The organism is Porphyromonas somerae, from assembly GCF_022845615.1.
In the GTDB taxonomy this organism is placed as follows: domain Bacteria; phylum Bacteroidota; class Bacteroidia; order Bacteroidales; family Porphyromonadaceae; genus Porphyromonas_A; species Porphyromonas_A somerae.
The window spans coordinates 887,967-906,587 of record NZ_AP025559.1; the positions used below are offsets into that span (position 1 = coordinate 887,967).

At 40.1% G+C, this 18,621-nt stretch carries 18 protein-coding genes; 8 read left to right on the forward strand and 10 right to left on the reverse strand.

Annotation, left to right across the window (positions count from 1 at the left end; all coding sequences use genetic code 11):
* Position 1 precedes the first annotated feature (1 nt).
* The 3 genes from MWL85_RS03710 to tpiA are packed head-to-tail and all read left to right on the forward strand — an operon-like array spanning position 2 to position 2,569.
* The gene (locus tag MWL85_RS03710; protein WP_018028041.1) at positions 2-565 is read left to right on the forward strand and encodes a DUF1599 domain-containing protein; all 564 of its coding nucleotides are present in this window, start codon (positions 2-4) and stop codon (positions 563-565) included.
* Positions 552-1,811: a BT_3928 family protein gene (locus MWL85_RS03715; protein ID WP_244401852.1), complete on the forward strand. Its 1,260-nt coding sequence runs from the start codon at positions 552-554 to the stop codon at positions 1,809-1,811. Before MWL85_RS03710 ends, MWL85_RS03715 begins: the two co-directional genes overlap by 14 nt.
* A gap of 2 nt (positions 1,812-1,813) precedes the next feature.
* Positions 1,814-2,569: a triose-phosphate isomerase gene (gene tpiA, locus MWL85_RS03720; RefSeq protein ID WP_244401467.1), complete on the forward strand. Its 756-nt coding sequence runs from the start codon at positions 1,814-1,816 to the stop codon at positions 2,567-2,569.
* A 704-nt stretch (positions 2,570-3,273) separates the two neighbouring features.
* Here the strand turns inward: tpiA and purB are convergent.
* The 3 genes from purB to MWL85_RS03735 all read right to left on the reverse strand — a co-directional run bounded on the left by purB (position 3,274) and on the right by MWL85_RS03735 (position 6,374).
* Positions 3,274-4,620 carry an adenylosuccinate lyase gene (gene purB, locus MWL85_RS03725; protein WP_244401468.1) on the reverse strand — a complete coding sequence of 449 codons (1,347 nt, stop codon included), beginning with the start codon at positions 4,618-4,620 and terminating at the stop codon, positions 3,274-3,276.
* Positions 4,621-4,647: 27 nt separating this feature from the next.
* Complete coding sequence (locus tag MWL85_RS03730) at positions 4,648-5,820, reverse strand: MalY/PatB family protein (protein ID WP_244401469.1); 1,173 nt, start codon at positions 5,818-5,820, stop codon at positions 4,648-4,650.
* Positions 5,821-6,191: 371 nt separating this feature from the next.
* Complete coding sequence (locus MWL85_RS03735) at positions 6,192-6,374, reverse strand: hypothetical protein (RefSeq protein WP_244401470.1); 183 nt, start codon at positions 6,372-6,374, stop codon at positions 6,192-6,194.
* A gap of 299 nt (positions 6,375-6,673) precedes the next feature.
* Between MWL85_RS03735 and MWL85_RS03740 the strand changes: the two genes are divergently transcribed.
* From MWL85_RS03740 to MWL85_RS03760, 5 genes are read left to right on the forward strand one after another with little or no spacing between them, the layout of a single operon-like run.
* Positions 6,674-7,675: a glycosyltransferase family 2 protein gene (locus tag MWL85_RS03740; protein ID WP_244401471.1), complete on the forward strand. Its 1,002-nt coding sequence runs from the start codon at positions 6,674-6,676 to the stop codon at positions 7,673-7,675.
* A gap of 14 nt (positions 7,676-7,689) precedes the next feature.
* On the forward strand, positions 7,690-8,964 hold the full coding sequence (locus MWL85_RS03745; protein WP_244401472.1) for a hypothetical protein: 1,275 nt from the start codon (positions 7,690-7,692) through the stop codon (positions 8,962-8,964).
* Between the two features lie 6 nt (positions 8,965-8,970).
* The gene (locus MWL85_RS03750; protein ID WP_244401473.1) at positions 8,971-10,119 is read left to right on the forward strand and encodes a glycosyltransferase family 4 protein; all 1,149 of its coding nucleotides are present in this window, start codon (positions 8,971-8,973) and stop codon (positions 10,117-10,119) included.
* Complete coding sequence (locus MWL85_RS03755) at positions 10,112-11,218, forward strand: glycosyltransferase family 4 protein (RefSeq protein ID WP_244401474.1); 1,107 nt, start codon at positions 10,112-10,114, stop codon at positions 11,216-11,218. Before MWL85_RS03750 ends, MWL85_RS03755 begins: the two co-directional genes overlap by 8 nt.
* Positions 11,215-12,177: a glycosyltransferase family 8 protein gene (locus MWL85_RS03760; RefSeq protein ID WP_244401475.1), complete on the forward strand. Its 963-nt coding sequence runs from the start codon at positions 11,215-11,217 to the stop codon at positions 12,175-12,177. Before MWL85_RS03755 ends, MWL85_RS03760 begins: the two co-directional genes overlap by 4 nt.
* 30 nt (positions 12,178-12,207) lie before the next feature.
* On the opposite strand, the gene MWL85_RS03765 is transcribed toward MWL85_RS03760, so the two are convergent.
* The 7 genes from MWL85_RS03765 to MWL85_RS03795 are packed head-to-tail and all read right to left on the reverse strand — an operon-like array spanning position 12,208 to position 18,621.
* Positions 12,208-13,224 carry a glycosyltransferase family 2 protein gene (locus tag MWL85_RS03765; protein WP_244401476.1) on the reverse strand — a complete coding sequence of 339 codons (1,017 nt, stop codon included), beginning with the start codon at positions 13,222-13,224 and terminating at the stop codon, positions 12,208-12,210.
* On the reverse strand, positions 13,211-14,878 hold the full coding sequence (locus MWL85_RS03770) for an ABC transporter ATP-binding protein (protein WP_244401477.1): 1,668 nt from the start codon (positions 14,876-14,878) through the stop codon (positions 13,211-13,213). The genes MWL85_RS03765 and MWL85_RS03770 overlap by 14 nt, the downstream gene beginning before the upstream one ends.
* Complete coding sequence (locus MWL85_RS03775) at positions 14,875-15,999, reverse strand: nucleotidyltransferase domain-containing protein (protein ID WP_244401478.1); 1,125 nt, start codon at positions 15,997-15,999, stop codon at positions 14,875-14,877. Before MWL85_RS03775 ends, MWL85_RS03770 begins: the two co-directional genes overlap by 4 nt.
* A 3-nt stretch (positions 16,000-16,002) precedes the next feature.
* Complete coding sequence (locus MWL85_RS03780; RefSeq protein ID WP_244401479.1) at positions 16,003-16,431, reverse strand: S24/S26 family peptidase; 429 nt, start codon at positions 16,429-16,431, stop codon at positions 16,003-16,005.
* 22 nt (positions 16,432-16,453) lie between these two features.
* Complete coding sequence (locus MWL85_RS03785; RefSeq protein ID WP_244401480.1) at positions 16,454-16,732, reverse strand: PqqD family protein; 279 nt, start codon at positions 16,730-16,732, stop codon at positions 16,454-16,456.
* A gap of 7 nt (positions 16,733-16,739) precedes the next feature.
* Positions 16,740-17,627 (reverse strand): hypothetical protein, encoded by an 888-nt coding sequence (locus tag MWL85_RS03790; RefSeq protein WP_244401481.1) that lies wholly within the window; start codon positions 17,625-17,627, stop codon positions 16,740-16,742.
* A gap of 43 nt (positions 17,628-17,670) precedes the next feature.
* Complete coding sequence (locus MWL85_RS03795; RefSeq protein WP_244401482.1) at positions 17,671-18,621, reverse strand: glycosyltransferase family 2 protein; 951 nt, start codon at positions 18,619-18,621, stop codon at positions 17,671-17,673.

Consider the following 18,621-nt stretch of genomic DNA (forward strand, 5'->3'; position numbering starts at 1 on the left):
AATGGCAGATTACAAAAAGACGGAGGAACAATTTGAAGGGGTGCTTTCAAATTGCAAGACGCTTTTTATCCATAAATTCAAGGATTATGGTGCTTCTTGGCGTGTAATGCGCCCTACTGCTATCACAGATCAAATCTATATTAAAGCTCAAAGGATAAGATCTGTGCAGGAAAAGAGGGAAAACAAGGTCGGAGAGGCTCTTAAATATGAGTTTATAGGGATCGTTAACTATGCGATTATGGGATTGGTTCAGCTAGAAAAGGGATATACTGACCAACCTACTGAAGATAAGGATCTACTCCTTCAGTGGTATGGTGAGTATGCTGCTAAGGCTAAAGAACTGATGTTTTCCAAAAACCATGACTATGGTGAGGCGTGGCGTAGTATGCGTATCTCCAGCATTACCGATATCATCCTTCAAAAGATATTTAGGACTAAGCAGATAGAAAATAATCAAGGAGCTACAAAAGTGAGCGAAGGTATTGATGCCAACTACCTTGACATGATCAATTATGCCATTTTCGCTCTAATAAAAATTAGTGAAGGATGTGATGCAATGGATTAAGTCAAAAAAAATATTGACTACCACTCTTCAGATTATAGTGGGCTTGGTCTTTGTCTTTTCTGGACTTATGAAAGGTATAGACCCAGTGGGTACCGCAATAAAAATTGGAGAGTACTTTAGCAGCTTCGGCATCCATTCCAATCCTAGTGTAGACCTTGTCTTTTCTGTAGCGCTTAATCTTTTTGAGAGTGCACTTGGCATTGCTCTTCTCTTAGGATTTAGACCTACAAAGACGAAGTTTGTAGCACTCGCATTAATGGGTGCTATGACTCTGCTCACCCTCTATATCTATATTTTCAATCCTGTCACAGACTGTGGTTGTTTTGGCGATGCCATCATCATTAGTAACAAAGCTACATTCTGGAAAAATGTTGTACTCCTTTCATTCGTTATCTACCTCTATTTTAATGGAGACCATTGGTATCATTGGTTAAATGTGAAAGGCAATAATTATGCTCTACTTGCGGGAGTGATCGTTTTTCTAGGCTTTAACCTTGCAAACATCAAACACCTACCCATTATAGACTTCCGTCCATATAAGGTTGGAAGCGACCTTATGGAACTGACCACTACTGGTGGATCGGAAGGAGAATACATCTACAACTTTGTCTACCAAAAAGATGGCGTTGAAAAGGTATTCGGAATTGATGAGCTCAATGACTTAGACTCCACTTGGATATTTGTGAGGGACGAGATTGAAGTTATCAAAGAGGCAACTAGGCCTCCAGGTGCTGACTTTGTACTCACTAGAGAAGATGGCAGTAATGCGATGGAGGACTTGGCTTATCAAGAGAGCGAAGCTATTTTAGTTATTTCCCCTGATATAACAGCGGTTCAACTCAAAATGCTTGAAGAGATGGTTGAAAAGTCTCCATACCCCCTACTCCTTGCTATGGGCAATACAGCTGATATCTGGAGCGATCCAAGGTATACAAAGCTTGAGAAGAGGTTTGCTGAAATCTTTTTTCTGGATAAAACCACTGCAATTACTATTGTGCGTAGCAATCCAGGGGTTTTGCTGATTAAAGCAGGAAAAATTGTAGACAAACTATCTGGAAGTGACTTTGAATCTGCATTAAATAAAGAAGATATTAGAAGTAATTTACCTAGCCTGGACCATCCGATATATAGCAAATTTGACAAGTTTGGTTTTATTGGGGTACTATCAGCTTTATATATACTTATCACCCTCTGTGGTGGAATTATTAGAAGGATAAATATTGTAAAACGTAAGAAAGAGAAATGATTATGAGAAAAAACATTGTTGCCGGCAACTGGAAAATGAACACCTCACTCCCTGAGGGCATTCAGCTAGCCAAAGATGTACGTAGCTCTATTGAAGGTAAAAACCTTAACTGCGAGGTGATTCTAGGCGTACCATTTACCCACCTTAGCGAGGTAGCAAAGGCTGTAGCAGGTAGCCCTATCAAGGTAGCTGCTGAGAACTGTGCTAGCGAGTCAAAAGGCGCATTTACTGGTGAGGTATCTGCTGAAATGGTTGCCTCTACTGGTGCCACTTATGTAATCCTTGGGCATAGCGAGCGCAGGCAATACTACCATGAGACTTCTGCTATTCTTAAGAAGAAGGTAGAGCTTGCTCTAGCTAATCAGCTAAAGCCAATATTTTGTATTGGAGAGGTACTCGAAGAGCGTGAGGTGGGTAAACACTTTGAGGTGGTAGAGCGTCAGGTAAAAGAGGCTTTATTTGATCTATCTGAAAGTGATTTCAAGAATATTGTATTGGCATACGAACCTGTTTGGGCCATTGGCACTGGCAAAACTGCCACGAGTGATCAAGCCCAAGAGATCCATGCACATATTCGTAAGGTAATAGCAGATAAGTATGGCAAGTCTATTGCTGATAATACTACCATTCTGTATGGCGGAAGTGCCAATGGTGGCAATGCTAAGGAGTTATTTAGCAAACCTGATGTAGATGGTGGACTTATTGGTGGAGCCTCACTCTCAGCAGAGAAGTTCCTACCAGTAATTGAAGGGTTTTAATAACCCCATCTTATAAATTGAGTAGGTCGGGAAACGAAAGTTTTCTGACCTACTTTCGTTTCCTTCCCTCTCACACCACCGTACGTGCCGTTCGGCATACGGCGGTTTAATTCGTTTTCAAAGAGAGACTAATCATATTCGATTAGTTTCATCTTCCGTCTTTCTTAATTTCCGCTTCCAATGCATACGTGCTTAGCTCTATGTGGGCGCTCGCATTGACGTTTTGAACGTTGCCACTCGTCAGCAAAGACATCGGAACATACATTCTTGATTAACGTTACAAATTATTCGGTCCTTCGCCTTGTCCTGCACGAGAACGGCTACTTCGACCTCTGCTGACTCCTCGACATTCGTTGTTACTATCCTATAGGACTGCCGAGGCCTCACGGGATAAGTCATACATCTTTCATCGTTTACCTGCCTAATTTACGCATCAAGGTTACGGTTGCCTTTTGGAACTTCACTGTCTTAGGCCAGCTTGTCCGCTTGATACGCCTTGGTATTAGGTTTCTGTTCGTCAGGCCACGAATTCGCTATTGCTTCTTCTCTCCCAAGGGTCGCCCCTTGAAACTTGCAAGTCGCTATGGGGTTCGTTGGCAACTACGCCCCGAGTGGACTTCCACCACAGATGTATGACATGTCCGTCATACCTAACAAAAGAGGGTTTGGAGAGACATCTCCAAACCCTCTTTTAATATGATTAATTAGCAATATACTCCAGTATAACTTCGTGGAGTAATTTGCTTCATTTCCTTCTTGAGCTCGTCAGAGATATCAAGATTATCTATGAAACGATCCAGCTTTTCACGTGTCAGCACCTCATTATTCCTTGTAAGCCCCTTAAGAGCTTCGTAAGGATTAGGATACCCCTCTCTACGCAAAATGGTCTGAAGCGCTTCTGCCACTACAGGGAGTGCATTATCTAGATCCTCAAGTATAGACTCCTCGTGCAATAATAGCTTATTTATTCCTTTCTTAAGACTATTAAAAGCGATCAAACTGTGAGCAATAGGCATTCCGATATTTCGCATCACGGTGCTATCTGTGAGGTCTCTCTGAAGGCGTGATATTGGTAGCTTATGAGCCAAATGCTCACAATAGGCAATGGCTATTCCTAGATTACCCTCAGCATTCTCAAAGTCTATAGGGTTCACCTTGTGAGGCATTGCAGAAGAGCCTACTTCACCCTCTTTTATCTTTTGCTTGAAATACTCTTCAGAGATATAGGTCCACATATCCCTTGCAAAATCAATAAGTATCACACAAATCCTCTTGATGCTATCCAGCAATGCTGCGAGATTGTCGTAATTTGAGATTTGTGTGGTATACTCCTCTAGATCCATCCCAAGGTACTCTTCTGCAAATGTATGTGCGAACTGTCGCCAATCAATCTCAGGATAAGCAATGTGATGGGCATTCATATTTCCTGTAGCTCCACCAAACTTGACACTTTGTGGTACAGACTGAAGTAGTTTTAATTGCTCAGAAAGACGATAAACATACACGTAAATCTCTTTGCCAAGTGTTGTGGGAGAAGCAGGTTGCCCATGAGTACGAGCCAGCATTGGTATCTCTCTCCATTCATTTGCCTTCTCAGTAAGTTCGGCAATAATCTCCTCCAACATTGGACACCAAACATCTTCAAGAGCATCTCGAAGCATCATTGGCTGTGAAGTATTATTGATATCTTGTGAGGTAAGACCAAAGTGTACAAACTCTAGTACTGGAGCATACTTTTCATCACTAAGTCGTTCCTTAATGAAATACTCAATTGCTTTTACGTCGTGGTTTGTGACAGACTCAATTTCCTTTACACGCTGACCATCTTCAGTAGAAAAGTCTTCATACAGCTTCCGCAATTCATCTCTGATCTCATCCTGTTGTAGCAAAGATAGCCTTTCAGGTAGCTCATTTGATAAAGCTATTAAGTACTCTACCTCCACCTTAACACGATACTTTATTAAGGCATACTCTGAGAAGTAATTCTCTAGCTCATTAACCTGCTTTCTATATCGTCCATCAATTGGCGATATTGCTTTTAGTGAATTCATAATTCCCTTATATTATTATATATTTAATTACTTCACCGCACCTTTAAGTCGTTCCATCACTTGCGTAAGCAATTGGCGAGGACAACCAATATTCAATCTCATAAAATAGTCTCCTCCTGTACCAAACATAGCTCCATCATTTAGGAAAAGCCCAGCCCGCTTAATAAAAAACTCATTGAGTTCTTCAGTGCTAGATAAACCTAATCCCCTACAGTCCAAGAAAATAAGGAAAGAGGCCTCAGGTACTATCATTTTAATCTTCGGTATATGCCTGGCTAAGTAGTCTTGTACATATGCTACGTTACCTTGAATATACTCAGTACATTCATCAAGCCACTCAGCTCCTTGCTTATAAGCCGCAGCTATTGCATCATAAGTAAAGCAATCACCAATACCAAGTCCATTATTATCAATATATGAATAGACCCTATCTCTTAATATTTCATCCATAATATATAGATGAGACCCAACAACCCCAGGCATATTAAAAGCTTTAGAAGGAGCCATAAGCGAAATGCCTACTTTGCTAGCAGCTTCAGAGACAGATGGAAAAGGAATATGCACAAATTCTTTATACGTAAGATCTGCATGAATCTCATCACTTAGGACTATCGTATTGTATTTAATAGCCAAACCTGCAATCCGTTCCAGCTCTTCGCGACGCCAGACCCTACCACCAGGGTTATGGGGATGACAGAGCAGGAATACTTTTGCCTCTTGCATGCCCCACTCCAGCTTACCCCAATCCAATTCATATCTCTCATTATGTAGTTGCAATGGCGCTTCTACCACTTTCCGTCCACTATTGATGATTACCTGTGAAAAAGGATAGTAAACTGGTGGGGTAATGAGTATTTGATCACCTTTATCTGTTAAGCATTCAAGCAACTTGTAAATTCCAGAGACAATGCCTGGGATATACTTAATCTCATTGGCAGTGGGTTTGAATCCATATTTTAGTTGAAACCAATTGCATATAGATTCATAATAGTAGTTGGGAATAGTGCCATAGCCAAGAATCGGATGCTCCAGACGCTCCCTGATCGCCTCGGCAACAAAAGGTGGTGTTGCAAAATCCATATCTGCGATCCATAGCGGAATGACTGAATCATAGTCGCTTTGAAAGGTACCAAAGCCGTCATACTTTACGCTATTGGTACCCTTTCGCTCAATCGGTTGATCAAAACTAAACTGTGGCATCTCTAATATCTATAAGTCATAACTAGTTGCTTCAAAATTACCAATAATTATTGACCCACAATAGATTTAAGGTTGCATAAGCTGCTAGACGGCCAATTATTTTCAGATAACACCTATTCATCCACCTTTTTTGGTTCAAATCTCTATTTTTCTCACACATCAGCTCGCCAGTCTCTTTATCTCTAAATTCTACTTCTACATCTCCTACATTATCACTACCTTTGCTTTCAGAAGAACTGATTTGTGGAGCATTCCCTTTAATGGCATTACTACCCTTTGATTGTGTGTCAGACTCAGCAGTGTCGGTAGTTACACTGTTACCAGTGGCGGGTTCGGTTCAAATCAGTTCTTTGTTTTTTGCGTATTCTGGTCTAAATACACCCGCACTGTTTGTTAACCTCATAATATCCACCATAGTCAGATAACTCAACAAACAAGGTCTTGCTTTTACCATCTGACATCTCTAAAAGATATGTAGGCTTGCCATTTGCTCTAATCTTGCCCCTTCTTATAGCAGTAAACCCTTTTGCTACTGCTTCAAAATAATCAATCACACTTTTAAATCAGCAAGATGCAATGTGTTTTAGACTACAGCCCCAATTGTTGAATAATCGTCATTCTTTCTTTCTCTTAATCTAATAGAACCAACTTTAAGCCCCATATCACTGCAAATCTCCCCAAGCTCACATCTCCACGACTGTTCGATTACACATTAATACTCGACTTCACCTCACCAATATCCACACCATCCGATCTTTCAACTATCCATTAGTGATTGTGCCTAAGATGACTTTCACCACCCACCTCAAAATTATTCCTTATCTTTGCAAGTAGATGATAAAAGCTGCGTCTTATGCAAAATTGTGACAATATACAAAAAGTGACTGCTCACCCATTGATTTCTGTGCTGATGCCAGTTTATAATGGTGAAAATACGATTCAAAGAAGTTTGGACTCGCTCCTAGATCAGGGGGCAATTCCTTTTGAACTCGTCGTGGTTAACGACTGCTCTACTGATAAGACGTCAGAAGTGCTTGAGCAATTTTCGATTAATGCCCCTAAACATATTAGCGTAAAGATTATACAGCATGAAGAGAATGGAGGAGTGGCCAAGGCTAGAAATACTGCTCTATCCCATGCAATTGGGGAGTATGTTTTATGGCTAGATGCAGATGATTATTATGCTCCGAATTCCTTTGTGCAGCTACTTTCTATCCCGCAAACCGATGTCGTCGGATATAACTATTATCTGCAGAATGAGGCGAAATCAAGACTTATTGACTGTCCCAAACCTAATACACCCGAAGCAGCTCTGAAATTGATCTGTGAAGGGAAAATGAAATGGAACTTATGGGCCTTTATGATAAGGCGGAAGTTGATCGTGAGAGAGGATATACACTTCCTTTCAGGGTATAATATGGGTGAAGACCTCTACTTTATGGGGCAGGTATTGCTCTATGCTAAAGACTTTCAAATGCTAAACGCCCCCCTTTATCACTATATGACATCTAACGAAGCCTCTCTCACTAAAAACTATAATAATAAGCACTACGATGATATCGCCACAAATATTAAAGCTCTAGAGGAAATAATGGCAAAAGTCAGTAGTCACGATTACACTGATGATATCAACTTTTTGAAGCTCACCCTTAAGCTTCCCTTTCTATATTCTAGAGACGCGAACCAATATAAGAAATGGCAGGAATTGTTCCCAGAGGCTAATCTCTTTATAGATGAATACCCGTCAGATCATAAATATAATCAATGGCTTCAGAAGTGTGCCATGAAGGGACAATTTTGGTTGGTAGATCTATTTAATTATGTTTATAAGATAGCTTATAGATTGAGATATTAAGAGAGATAGAGATCATGAATAACATCCTTTCGCTTAATAACATTGTTAAAGCTATGGGCATTATTATATGTGCTCTAGCAGTTGATTTTTACCTTTTTCCAACAAGCTTCCTAGGTGCATACGGTGGACCTAATACTAAAGTGGTGCTAGCAATAGTTGGTACAGTCCTATTCCTGATTGGCATTTTTAATGAAAAGAATAATACCGTTCCACTGCAACTCATATTCGCAACTCTTATAGCTTTTTTATTTTCGACTATTAATTATCTCTCTACTGAGATTAATGCCACTTCAGACTATGGCTATAGCAATTATTTTGTCTCATTTTTTACTTGGACTTTTTCGGCCTATACTGTAGCTGAATTAATTCGTGTAGTGCATAGAGAGGTAAATCTTAGGCTAATTACTAGCTATTTTCTTGCAGTCTGTCTCTTTCAGTGTGTGATTGCCTTGTTAATTGATAATATTCCAATGGTGGCATATATCGTTGATAACTATCTTACCACTGGCAACCAATTTGTGAAGGAAGGGGGGAGGCTATATGGGATAGGTGCATCACTAGACCCGGCTGGAGTTCGTTTTGCAGTAACACTTACGATGGCCGCATTTGTAATGACACAGGATGAGCTAGTATATGGCTCTTCTAGTAGTATGAGGTGGTTTATCTGCTCCTTCTTAATCATATCAATCATTGGTAATATGATTTCACGTACTACACTTATAGGAGTAGTGATTGGTCTGATTGTTATAATCGGTTCTTATTTCGCGAATGATAGAAATGGCAAGATATCTCTCCAGCCTATGATTAATAGCTTCCTTGCTATTTTAGCCATTTCAATTTTGGCAAGTATGCTGATCTATAATGTGAGTGCAGAGGCTAGAAGCCTATTCCGCTTTGGGTTTGAGGGATTTTTCAGTTTCTTTGAAACTGGAGTGTGGCAAACAGGGAGTACAGATGTGCTCCAAACGATGTGGATATGGCCTACAGATTTACAGGGGTGGATCATTGGTTATGGGATATTTGAAGATTGGTATTTTGGTACAGATATCGGATATTGCCGATTTGTATTGTATTCTGGATTATGTGGTCTGACTATCTTTGCGATATTCTTTATCTATCAGCTTCTCTCTTTTTGCAAAGCCATTCCAAACTATAGGTTGCTTTTTATTTTACTATTAATTATTGCCTTTGTAGTTTGGATAAAAGTATCGACCGACATTTATTATGTTGTTGCCCTATTCTACTGGCTAGATGAATTTCAGTCTAAATATAAAATTGCAGCTGTTTAACAAAGTATGGAAAAACGTAATATCAAGCTTGTCTACTGCATAGGAGGGACCTATAACTCTGGAGGTATGGAACGCGTGCTTTCGAACAAGGCAAACTGGCTGTCGTCTCACGGATATGAAATTACGATTATCACCACAGAGCAGAGAGGACGCAATGCTTTTTTTCCTCTCAATCCAAATATTCAGCAAATTGACTTGGGCATTAATTACGAAGAAAGCAAGGGGATAGCAGCTAAGCTTTTTTCATACCCATTTAAACTCTTAAAGCATAAAAGCATTCTCTCCAAACATCTGCGATCAATTAGGCCCGACATAGTTGTCTCACTCTTTGACAATGGGTCATCTATCATTCCAAAAATTAATGATGGAAGCAAGAAAATCCTTGAAGTCCATTTTTCAAGATTCAAAAGGAAGCAATATGAAAGGAAAGGATTATTGGGCATCATTGATCGCATATTAAGCAAACAAGATCTTAAAACAGCTAAGTCATACGACCATTTTGTAGTTCTTACAAACGAGGACAAAGGCTACTGGGGTATGGATAAAAATATAAGTGTTATACCTAATGCTCTAAACAATACATTCAGGAATGTTGATTTAAAGGAAACAGAAAGAACCAATAAGATTATAGCTGTTGGACGACTGGCACACCAAAAACACTTTTCTGAACTAATACATATTTTCAATGCTATACACGATAAGGCACCTGATTGGGGCCTTGAAATCATAGGTAATGGTCCAGATAAAGATAGGCTCCAGAAATTAATTGATGGTCTTGGTCTCAAGAGTAAAGTGACGCTATCACCTGCTACTTCCACTATTCAGGAGAAGTATCTCACAGGGAGCATATACGCAATGACTTCTCGCTACGAAGGACTTCCGATGGTGCTTTTAGAAGCCCAAGCTTGTGGGTTGCCAATAATCTCTTACGATTGTAAGTGTGGGCCAAAAGACATTATCAATGACGGAATTGATGGCTATATCATTCCAATGGGCGACCGGCAGTTATTTGCTGATAAACTACTTGAGCTTATTAAAGATCAAGAGTTAAGACTACGCATGGGAAATGCAGCAGTAGTTTCTTCAAAGAGATTTGATGAAGAAAGAATAATGAGGCTGTGGACATCACTTTTTAATAAGGTTCTATATGAATAAGCAGTTAATCGTAATTTCAGCTGTAAATATTAATACAGGGGGTACGCTTGAGATATTAAATAATTGTCTCGAGTACCTATCCACTCAGGTTGATCACCTCAGAGTCATCGCTATTGTACACGATAAAAAACTAGCTCTATATGAAGGGATTGAATACATAGAAATTCCATGGGCCAAGAAGACTTGGATGCACCGTCTTTGGTGTGAACATATTACCCTAAAAAAACTCTCTAAAAGGCTCTCTTCAATCGATCTTTGGCTTTCTCTACATGATACAACACCAAATATTGTTGCTAATAAAAGGGCCGTATATTGCCATAATCCATTCCCCTTTTATAAGGGAAGTATTAGAGACCTTTGCCTTAATTACAAGATATTCTTCTTTGCATGGCTATCAAAGAATTTTATCTATCGACCCAATATAAAGAAGAACGACTTTGTGGTTGTACAAACTCAGTGGTTTAAGGATGCATTTGAGAAGTTATTCGGTTTGTCATCTGAGAGAATTATCGTATTCCCTCCAATGATGCCAATAAGAAATGACGAAATTAGGCCAGCAAACAATTCCAGGACTACTACATTCTTCTACCCTGCGGCTCCAAATGTACACAAGAATTTTGAACTACTCTGTCAAGCTTCAAAACTGCTAGAAGAGCAGATAGGCAAAGGAAGGTTTCAAACCATTTTGACCCTCAAAGGAGATGAAAACAGGTATGCAAAGTATCTATACAGCCGATGGGGCGAAGTCAGCTCTATCTCTTTTGCTGGCTATCAAAATCAGACTCAGATGAGGGAGTTATATGACAAGGCTGATGCACTTGTCTTTCCCTCTAAAGTGGAGACTTGGGGGCTTCCTATTACAGAATTTGGAAGATATGGTCGCCCAATTTTACTAGCAGATTTACCCTATGCTCACGAAACTGCTGGTGGACTTTTACAGACAGCCTATTTTTCTCCTCATGATGCTAACGAGCTAGCTAACTTAATGAAGAAGGTTATTGAAGAAGCATATGGAAGTTTTATGCCCACACCTATAACCAACCCTACCCCACCCATTGCAAATACTTGGGCAAAACTATTTGATGAATTGCTTCAATGATGAATACGACTATGCCACTTTCTATTGTTGTTTGCTACACGACCAATTTCGTAGTCCCTGCAGCTACTACTCTACTATCAATCATTGAGAGTGCAAGCCCTAATACAAGGTACCATATCATTTCACTTGTTGAGGCTCCGCTATCCTCTTCTATTGAGCAGAGGATAAAAGGATTGGACAAGAGAGGTATCGTGTCTGAGTGGACCTTTATAGATATGTCGGGTCGCGTGCCAAGTGCCTATTTTGGATCGTTCTCCATAGGGTCACTGTATAGGATTCTGATTCCTGAGCTTCTTCCAGAGTATAATACTGCTCTTTACCTAGACTGTGATATTATTGTGCAAAACGACCTCTCCAAGCTCTTCTCTATAGACCTGGATGAAAACTTATTAGGAGGAGTACGGGAGACACTAATAGGCGCTAATATAGATCACTTTAAGTCTCTTGAACTTAATGACCCCACATGGTACATCAATAGCGGGTTCCTTTTGATGAACCTCAAGGAGATGAGGAGAGTGAATTTCAGCAAGCAGATGATGGATCTGCTACAGACGGAGAGGGCAAAGAGCTTTGTTTTTCCAGATCAAGATGCCTACAACATCTTAGCACACGGCAAAATCATATCCCTACCCCCCTACTACAATAGTATACGGACCTTCTATCCAAGTATATACAAAGATGCTTTTTTGAAGGTCTATACAAATGATGACTGGAAAGCAGTACACCGTCATGGCAATGTGCATTACACCTCTGCTAAACCTTGGAAAGGATATGCCATCCAATTTGATAAGTGGTGGGACTACTACATCCACCTTCCAGAGTCGCTAAAACAACAAATGGAGGTGTCAAAAAAAGCACATAAGTTGTACAACATTTGGAAAACTCCAATAGTTGGGCAAATATTCCAAGGACTACTCAAAGCTAAAGACACTCTGACCACACTACTGAAAAAGAAGTAATAGCTGTTTAGATTATGATTTAATCATGTCCTAAAATCTAGTGTGGTTTATTAAGGCTCTAAAGGATTGGAATGTGCGTTGTAGTCTTGTTGTGAGAGCTAGAGAGTAGCGAAAAGGAGACATAATATCCACCTTTGAAAGCCTTTTTTTCGGTTTCAGATATTCAAATTGATACTCCTTGGCATACTCGCGATATAACTGATCCTTATTTGGCAAATCGCAGGTCTCAAAAATAGGAATAAGAGCGGTGAGAAACAGACTATTATGTGTAATGGCTAATAACGATTTGTAGGCACCTTGTGCTTGAGTATAAGTATTACGCATTGATTTTAAGACAATAAATAGACTTAAAATGTGTTTTCGCAAGGATGGCTCAGATCGATTATTCATTGTAGAACCTTCACGAGTATATCTGTAGTAATACAGTCCTTCACTACTTTTATAATGCCCGATACAAGTTGCTTCCATGATAAGCCGGGTATTAAACTCTATATCCTCATGATATATTCCCGACAAAAAACAGATGTTATTTGAGCTACTAAGCGCGTGTAAAAACAAATAGTTGCAAGGAGAATAGGTCATCTTTCCCATTTCAGCAAACTCATCTAAAGAGTATGCAATTTCATTAAAATGAGCGAAATCATCCTTTATGTTTTTCCTTTCTCCATCTACCTTGGCCACAGGGAACAAGCAGATATCTAGCTGGAGTTTTCTTACATAATCAAGCAATGAATTGATACAATTTTCTTTTATCCAGTCGTCTGAGTCGACAAACCATATATATTCACCTGTCGCATAGCTAAGGCCAACATTTCTAGCAACGCCTTGCCCCGCATTCTCTTGATAGTGATACGAGATATTAGGGTATTCATTACAATATTGCTTTACAACTAGTGCTGTGTCATCTTTCGACCCATCATCCACCACTATAATTTCATAATGCTCGTGTGGAATGTCTTGGTTTAAGCAACTATCTAAGCACTTGCCTATATATGGGGCCACATTGTAGGCTGGAATAATGATTGATAGGAGTTTAGTTGTATTCATACGATTCGTTGATTTTACCATGTGCTAAGTTGAGGGTGCGGTTACAATGATCTGCCACCTTCGGATTGTGAGTAATAAATAGTGTCGTTAGACCTCTTTCAATAGTCAATCGTTGGAGATTGGCCAGTAATTGAGACTCCGTTTCAGGATCCAAGGCAGAAGTTGCTTCATCAAGTAGCAATATGGGTCTATTTGATAATAAGGCTCTAGCGATAGAGATGCGTTGTGCCTGCCCTTCCGATAGCCCTACTCCGCCCTCTGTAAGGACGGTGTCCAAGCCGTCACTAAGTTCTAATACATAACCTGCAACAGCCAAGTGCAGTGCATCTATCATTTGCTCCTCAGAAGCCTCAGGAGCACCGAGTAATAAATTATCTCTGATCGTTCCAGAGAAAAGTGCTGTCTCTTGTGGCACATATGCAAATGCATCACGAGTTTGTTCGTCTATCTCCACCTTTTTTCCTCCCAAGAGAGCTAAATGCAGTGAGCCATTCATAGGAGTCTCTAGTCCCATCAAGAGCTTGAAAATCGTAGTTTTTCCCGTACCAGTAACTCCAGTTAATGCCACCAATTCACCACGATTGATTTCAAAGTCAACCTGATTCAATACCTCTTTTCTTCCTTTATAGCTAAAGCTTACCTTCTTTGCCTGGATACCTTCAATGGAATTGAAGTCCATAATTCTAGATGCTCTTAGTTCCGATGGAAGCAAAAGCAATTCCTCTAATCTGTCAATAGCAGTCAGTGAAGATGCAATACCAGGCAATAACTTTACGGTATTGTAGGTGGGTGATTGAATGTAAGAGACCAATTGCAAAAAAGCTACTACCGATCCAAAAGTAATCAACCCTAAGTGCAGGCGGTAGATGGCCCATACCATAGCTATTCCATACCCCCCAGTGAATACTATTTTCAAAGCTAAACCACTATATACACTGAAGCGTAGTTGCTCTTTAATCATGTCCACCAAATGTTTCTCCCCCTTACCTAGTTTAGAGAGCGTCTTAGGTTGTTGACCAAAAATTCGTATGATTAGTTGATGCTGAACTACCTCATTAAAGTAGGAAAAAAGATCGCTCTCCCGTCCTTTCACTCTGTGAGTGATCACTCGCATCTTCCTAAAGTATATTCGACTAAAGAAAAAGACGAAGGGGATAAAAAAGACGACACACCACGTCACTCGAGGATCAATGAAGGACATGAATACTAATGCTCCAATCAACTGAATCACCCCAATTGCCAAGGAAGGTAACTGCCAAACCAGTAATCCAGTTACCTCCTTTGCATCCTGAAGTAACCTTGAAGTAAGATCCCCACTTCTAAGGTGTGATAGCTCATTCCACTTAGTATACAGTAGCTCGTCATAGAGCCTAGTACGAAGCGTTTTAGTGATTTTTGCCGACGTGGTAGTTGAAAACCATCTATTCCAAGTGGTCAGTAGTATTCGTCCAAAGATAAGTGATAAATACCATATCACTACAAACCAAAAGTCATACTTCAATGAATCCCCTGTAGCCACATCAATTAATAGCTTACTAAGCCAGACAAAGAGGAAGCTAAGACCCACTGATACCAATCCTAGAAGAAAGATTAAGAGCAGTCTTACCCAATAATCCTTTAACAATAAGGAAATTATCTTTGTTCTCTTTTTCATCTCCTTATCACAGTTTCTTTGGCCCTAAAAAGAAGCATATCCATCGGAGCTTTATAGGTATAATGACCTATTACGTGCCTATAATGGAAGTTATGATCCACTACACTCCACCACTTCCAAAAGCGTTGTTGCCAGACACTTCCTTGAGAGGATCTACTCTTTAACTGCTCCACCCTATTTTCAAAATAGCAGTGCTTTAGTGATTTTAAATCGCGATGAAATTTAGGTGTTTGCTTTGGTCTTTTCCATGGAATTGACTCTGCTGGAAGCTCAAACCATCTATTCAAGAGCTCCCCAAAGAGACCTACTTGATACTCTAGCTTCATTTCTTTAAGCAAGCGTGACAATCGGTCTTGATCAATAACTTGACCATACTTACTCACCACAAAGTACCAATCCAATAGTCGCTTAAAATTAGCACCACCATATAAAAAGTCTCCAAAAAAGTGCAGGAAAGTATGAATTAGCTGTAGTTCAGCGGGTAACACTTGTACAGGAACATCATCAATCAAGATAGTCTTTTTCTCAGTGTGATTGAGTAATTGATTGTAGTACTCTTCAAATACCTTATTCTTAGTAGTCAAAGGTAAGTAGAGTAATTGACCATGGCACTCTAGTAAGAAGGTATCCATTTGCACCGCCTTATGGAGTAACTTATTATTTTTAGTCTCACTATGAATTTTGTATCCCCTCCTACTCATCAACTCTATAACTTTTTCAAAATCAGACTTATCTTGAAAGTATAGGTCAATATCTCCAATGGTTCTCAGTAATGGATTGGGATAAAGAGCAGCATTAGCATGGCCTTTGACAAGGATGGGGTGAATGTTAAGTGCCTTCAACTCTTTATAGAGCTTTGCTAAGACAGACGACATATCATTAGATAGCCTCTCCAAACTCTGCAAATAGCTCATCAGTTGGACCGAAATATTCATAGGCAAGTCGGGGAGTGTCAGCAATTGGTCGGCAATCATTCCCTCTACCTGATGCTGCTTAGCAAGTCTCCATATCTGTGGTACTTGCTGTATTGTGAACTCTGAATCGGAGCCATTATTTTCAAATAGAATGCCCCTAATAGAAGCTCTCAATAGTTCAATAAAAAGTAGCGATGCTCTATCCATAATCTAAATCAAATCTAGTCGTCGTAAGACCCCCAAAGACTTTTTCCTAAACCAGCCACCTTTTGGCCATAGATATTGAAAGCCTCGCCATAGTAGTGAACCTTTCTGAATCACTCTATTATTACTCCGTACTATCGCTATTGCTTCTCCTAATATTGAGTCAATCTTAATATGCTCTATGCCAGCAGGATTGCCATCACCGCGTAATAATACACTGTCAGAGTATATTTTCACAATTCGATGTAAAATGAAGCCGCCATCATTAATAGCCAACACTATCTCTCCCACCTTAAGACGGGCACAAATAGGTGCTAGAACTATTTTATCAGTCTTATCATGAATCAAAGGATACATACTATTACCTCTGGCTCTTACTATCACTCGGTATCCTTGTGATAAATCTTTCGCTGCCAAACCGAGCAGATCTTCCATTTCCCTCCCTACTAGAAAAAAATTAATGATTTTCTAAGCTTATCAAGCCTGAACTTTCTATAAGCTTCACAAGAGCAACTGCATCTTCGTGGGCTTTCTCAGTATCAACATCATAATTATTCAGCAAAAAAGTGGCTACTAAATCTGCACTAAATTCAAGTCCAGTAAAAGTCTTGACAACCTCAGCAGCACTCTCATTAAGCGTTACTACAGAGCTATATCCTACGCCCTGAGGGCTAGGTACAACTGTAATGTACTCGCCGCCTACTTTACGAATTACGATATCGTCTCTAAGTTTCATAAGATTACTATTTATCATTAGACAATAATGGGTACGTTAGCTCCACAGCCCCTCTATCAGGTCTACACTCCAACGTATAAAATGGGATCTGCTGGGCAATATCTGTCAATAGCTCAAACGACTGATTGCGATGGTCATTGTCTGTTCTAAGCACACTTGTAGACATCACCAATGCACTTAAAGCTTCACTAAACTTCCCTCTATAGATCTTGTTTTCAGGAGCTTGCTTCAAAAGCACCATTCCTGCCACCTTTGCCGATTCATTAATATAGCAAGGGGTCTTTCCACTCCACGGAGCGCCATACACTCTTACTTCTCCATTTGGAAAAAGACGAATGATAGGTTCATCATCATTCAGTAAGCAAGCACCAGGGACATACCTCCTCCATAACATTGAATGAGTACTCTTTCCTGTGCCACTAGTTCCCATAAAGAGCAAAGCTTTTCCATCAACCATCGTTACAGAAGCATGCATCTTTAAGCCCTTCAACTTGATGAGTTGCATCCCATAAGCTGGTATCAAAAAAGAGTTCAATACATAAATAGCATCCTTCTGCAATAGATCCACATCGCTTTCGACTTTAGACCAATCCTTTGTAGCACGCATATAGTAGAGATGGTCAAAGAGCTCCATCTCTGTATAGTAGTATTGGTCATCACAATATATTTTGGACCATCCTCCCTCAAACTCACCAGTATCGATTGGAGTTAAATCACTAGGAATGGAGATCCCTACCCCTGCCGTAAAGCAGACCTTTGCCTCAACACCTTTACTACATTTCAAAAGGAAAGGAGCATAGGGGATCAATAGCTGCGATACACGATCGGCATTCGGTGTCTCCAGAACTACTGGCATTCCAGCAATCTCATAATATAGATGTCCAATATCACTCATACTCTGCAAAGATACTATTTTGTCTCCATCTAAAAATAGGAGGCTAATTTGTCTTGGGGAATAGCCACTCTTCAAGGAACCCTAACCCATAGGCAAAGTGCTGCACATAGGCAGCAGCTACCGCGTAGCCAGCGAGCTCTAAACTCCCCCCCTTGGTGTATATATCTACCACGATAGCAAGCGGGTAAAGAAGCAAAATGGAATAAAGCACAGGCGAGAGGGTCAGTAATACAGCCACATTAAATATCACAAATAGACTAGGCAATGTATGTACCAACTTGAGCGTGCCAGGGTGGTACCGATTTAGGACAATTCTTGCCTTACCACTTTGACGAATCTGTCGAAAAAAAGCTTTGAAATCAACTCTACGCTTATGGTATACCCATGCCTCTTCAAATAAAGCAGAAACTCCACCATTCTCCAAAGCTCGCATACTTAGGTCTAAGTCCTCTCCGTACCGCATACCATCCCTAAAGCCACCCAACTGATTAAATAACTCCCGACGTATCCCCATATTAAAGGTGCGTGGATAGAAATGGTCAACACTCTTTTTCTTGCCACGAATTCCACCTGTAGTGAGCAACGAGGTCATAGAGTAGTCAATCGCCTTCTGTATTATTGTAAAGTCTTCTCTAGACCTATCTGGACCTCCCCACAAGTCACAAGCTGTATTATCTACGTATTCATTTACCCTATGAATGTAGTTATTGGGAAGTACCGCATCACTATCCAAAAAGACTACCCACTCACCATTTGCCTCTTTTACACCTCTATTTCTAGCACCACTAGGGCCGGTATTTTCCTGCACAATATACTTCACAGGCAATCCCGAGACACTTACAACATCTTCAGAGTCGTTGGTAGAGCCATCTTCTACCACGATCACCTCATAGTCAATACCTTCTACCTGCTCTTGTGAAACAAAAGAAGCTAATAACTCCCGTAGCTCATCTGGTCTATTATATATCGGGATAATGAATGAAAACTTACACAT

Bases quoted from the DNA above. Each gene is read 5' to 3' on its own strand.
- MWL85_RS03710 (WP_018028041.1), top strand. From the start codon at position 2: ATGGCAGATTACAAAAAGACGGAGGAACAATTTGAAGGGGTGCTTTCA.
- MWL85_RS03715 (WP_244401852.1), top strand. From the start codon at position 552: ATGCAATGGATTAAGTCAAAAAAAATATTGACTACCACTCTTCAGATT.
- tpiA (WP_244401467.1), top strand. From the start codon at position 1,814: ATGAGAAAAAACATTGTTGCCGGCAACTGGAAAATGAACACCTCACTC.
- purB (WP_244401468.1), bottom strand. From the start codon at position 4,620: ATGAATTCACTAAAAGCAATATCGCCAATTGATGGACGATATAGAAAG.
- MWL85_RS03730 (WP_244401469.1), bottom strand. From the start codon at position 5,820: ATGCCACAGTTTAGTTTTGATCAACCGATTGAGCGAAAGGGTACCAAT.
- MWL85_RS03740 (WP_244401471.1), top strand. From the start codon at position 6,674: ATGCAAAATTGTGACAATATACAAAAAGTGACTGCTCACCCATTGATT.
- MWL85_RS03745 (WP_244401472.1), top strand. From the start codon at position 7,690: ATGAATAACATCCTTTCGCTTAATAACATTGTTAAAGCTATGGGCATT.
- MWL85_RS03750 (WP_244401473.1), top strand. From the start codon at position 8,971: ATGGAAAAACGTAATATCAAGCTTGTCTACTGCATAGGAGGGACCTAT.
- MWL85_RS03755 (WP_244401474.1), top strand. From the start codon at position 10,112: ATGAATAAGCAGTTAATCGTAATTTCAGCTGTAAATATTAATACAGGG.
- MWL85_RS03760 (WP_244401475.1), top strand. From the start codon at position 11,215: ATGATGAATACGACTATGCCACTTTCTATTGTTGTTTGCTACACGACC.
- MWL85_RS03765 (WP_244401476.1), bottom strand. From the start codon at position 13,224: ATGAATACAACTAAACTCCTATCAATCATTATTCCAGCCTACAATGTG.
- MWL85_RS03770 (WP_244401477.1), bottom strand. From the start codon at position 14,878: ATGAAAAAGAGAACAAAGATAATTTCCTTATTGTTAAAGGATTATTGG.
- MWL85_RS03775 (WP_244401478.1), bottom strand. From the start codon at position 15,999: ATGGATAGAGCATCGCTACTTTTTATTGAACTATTGAGAGCTTCTATT.
- MWL85_RS03780 (WP_244401479.1), bottom strand. From the start codon at position 16,431: ATGGAAGATCTGCTCGGTTTGGCAGCGAAAGATTTATCACAAGGATAC.
- MWL85_RS03785 (WP_244401480.1), bottom strand. From the start codon at position 16,732: ATGAAACTTAGAGACGATATCGTAATTCGTAAAGTAGGCGGCGAGTAC.
- MWL85_RS03790 (WP_244401481.1), bottom strand. From the start codon at position 17,627: ATGAGTGATATTGGACATCTATATTATGAGATTGCTGGAATGCCAGTA.
- MWL85_RS03795 (WP_244401482.1), bottom strand. From the start codon at position 18,621: ATGTGTAAGTTTTCATTCATTATCCCGATATATAATAGACCAGATGAG.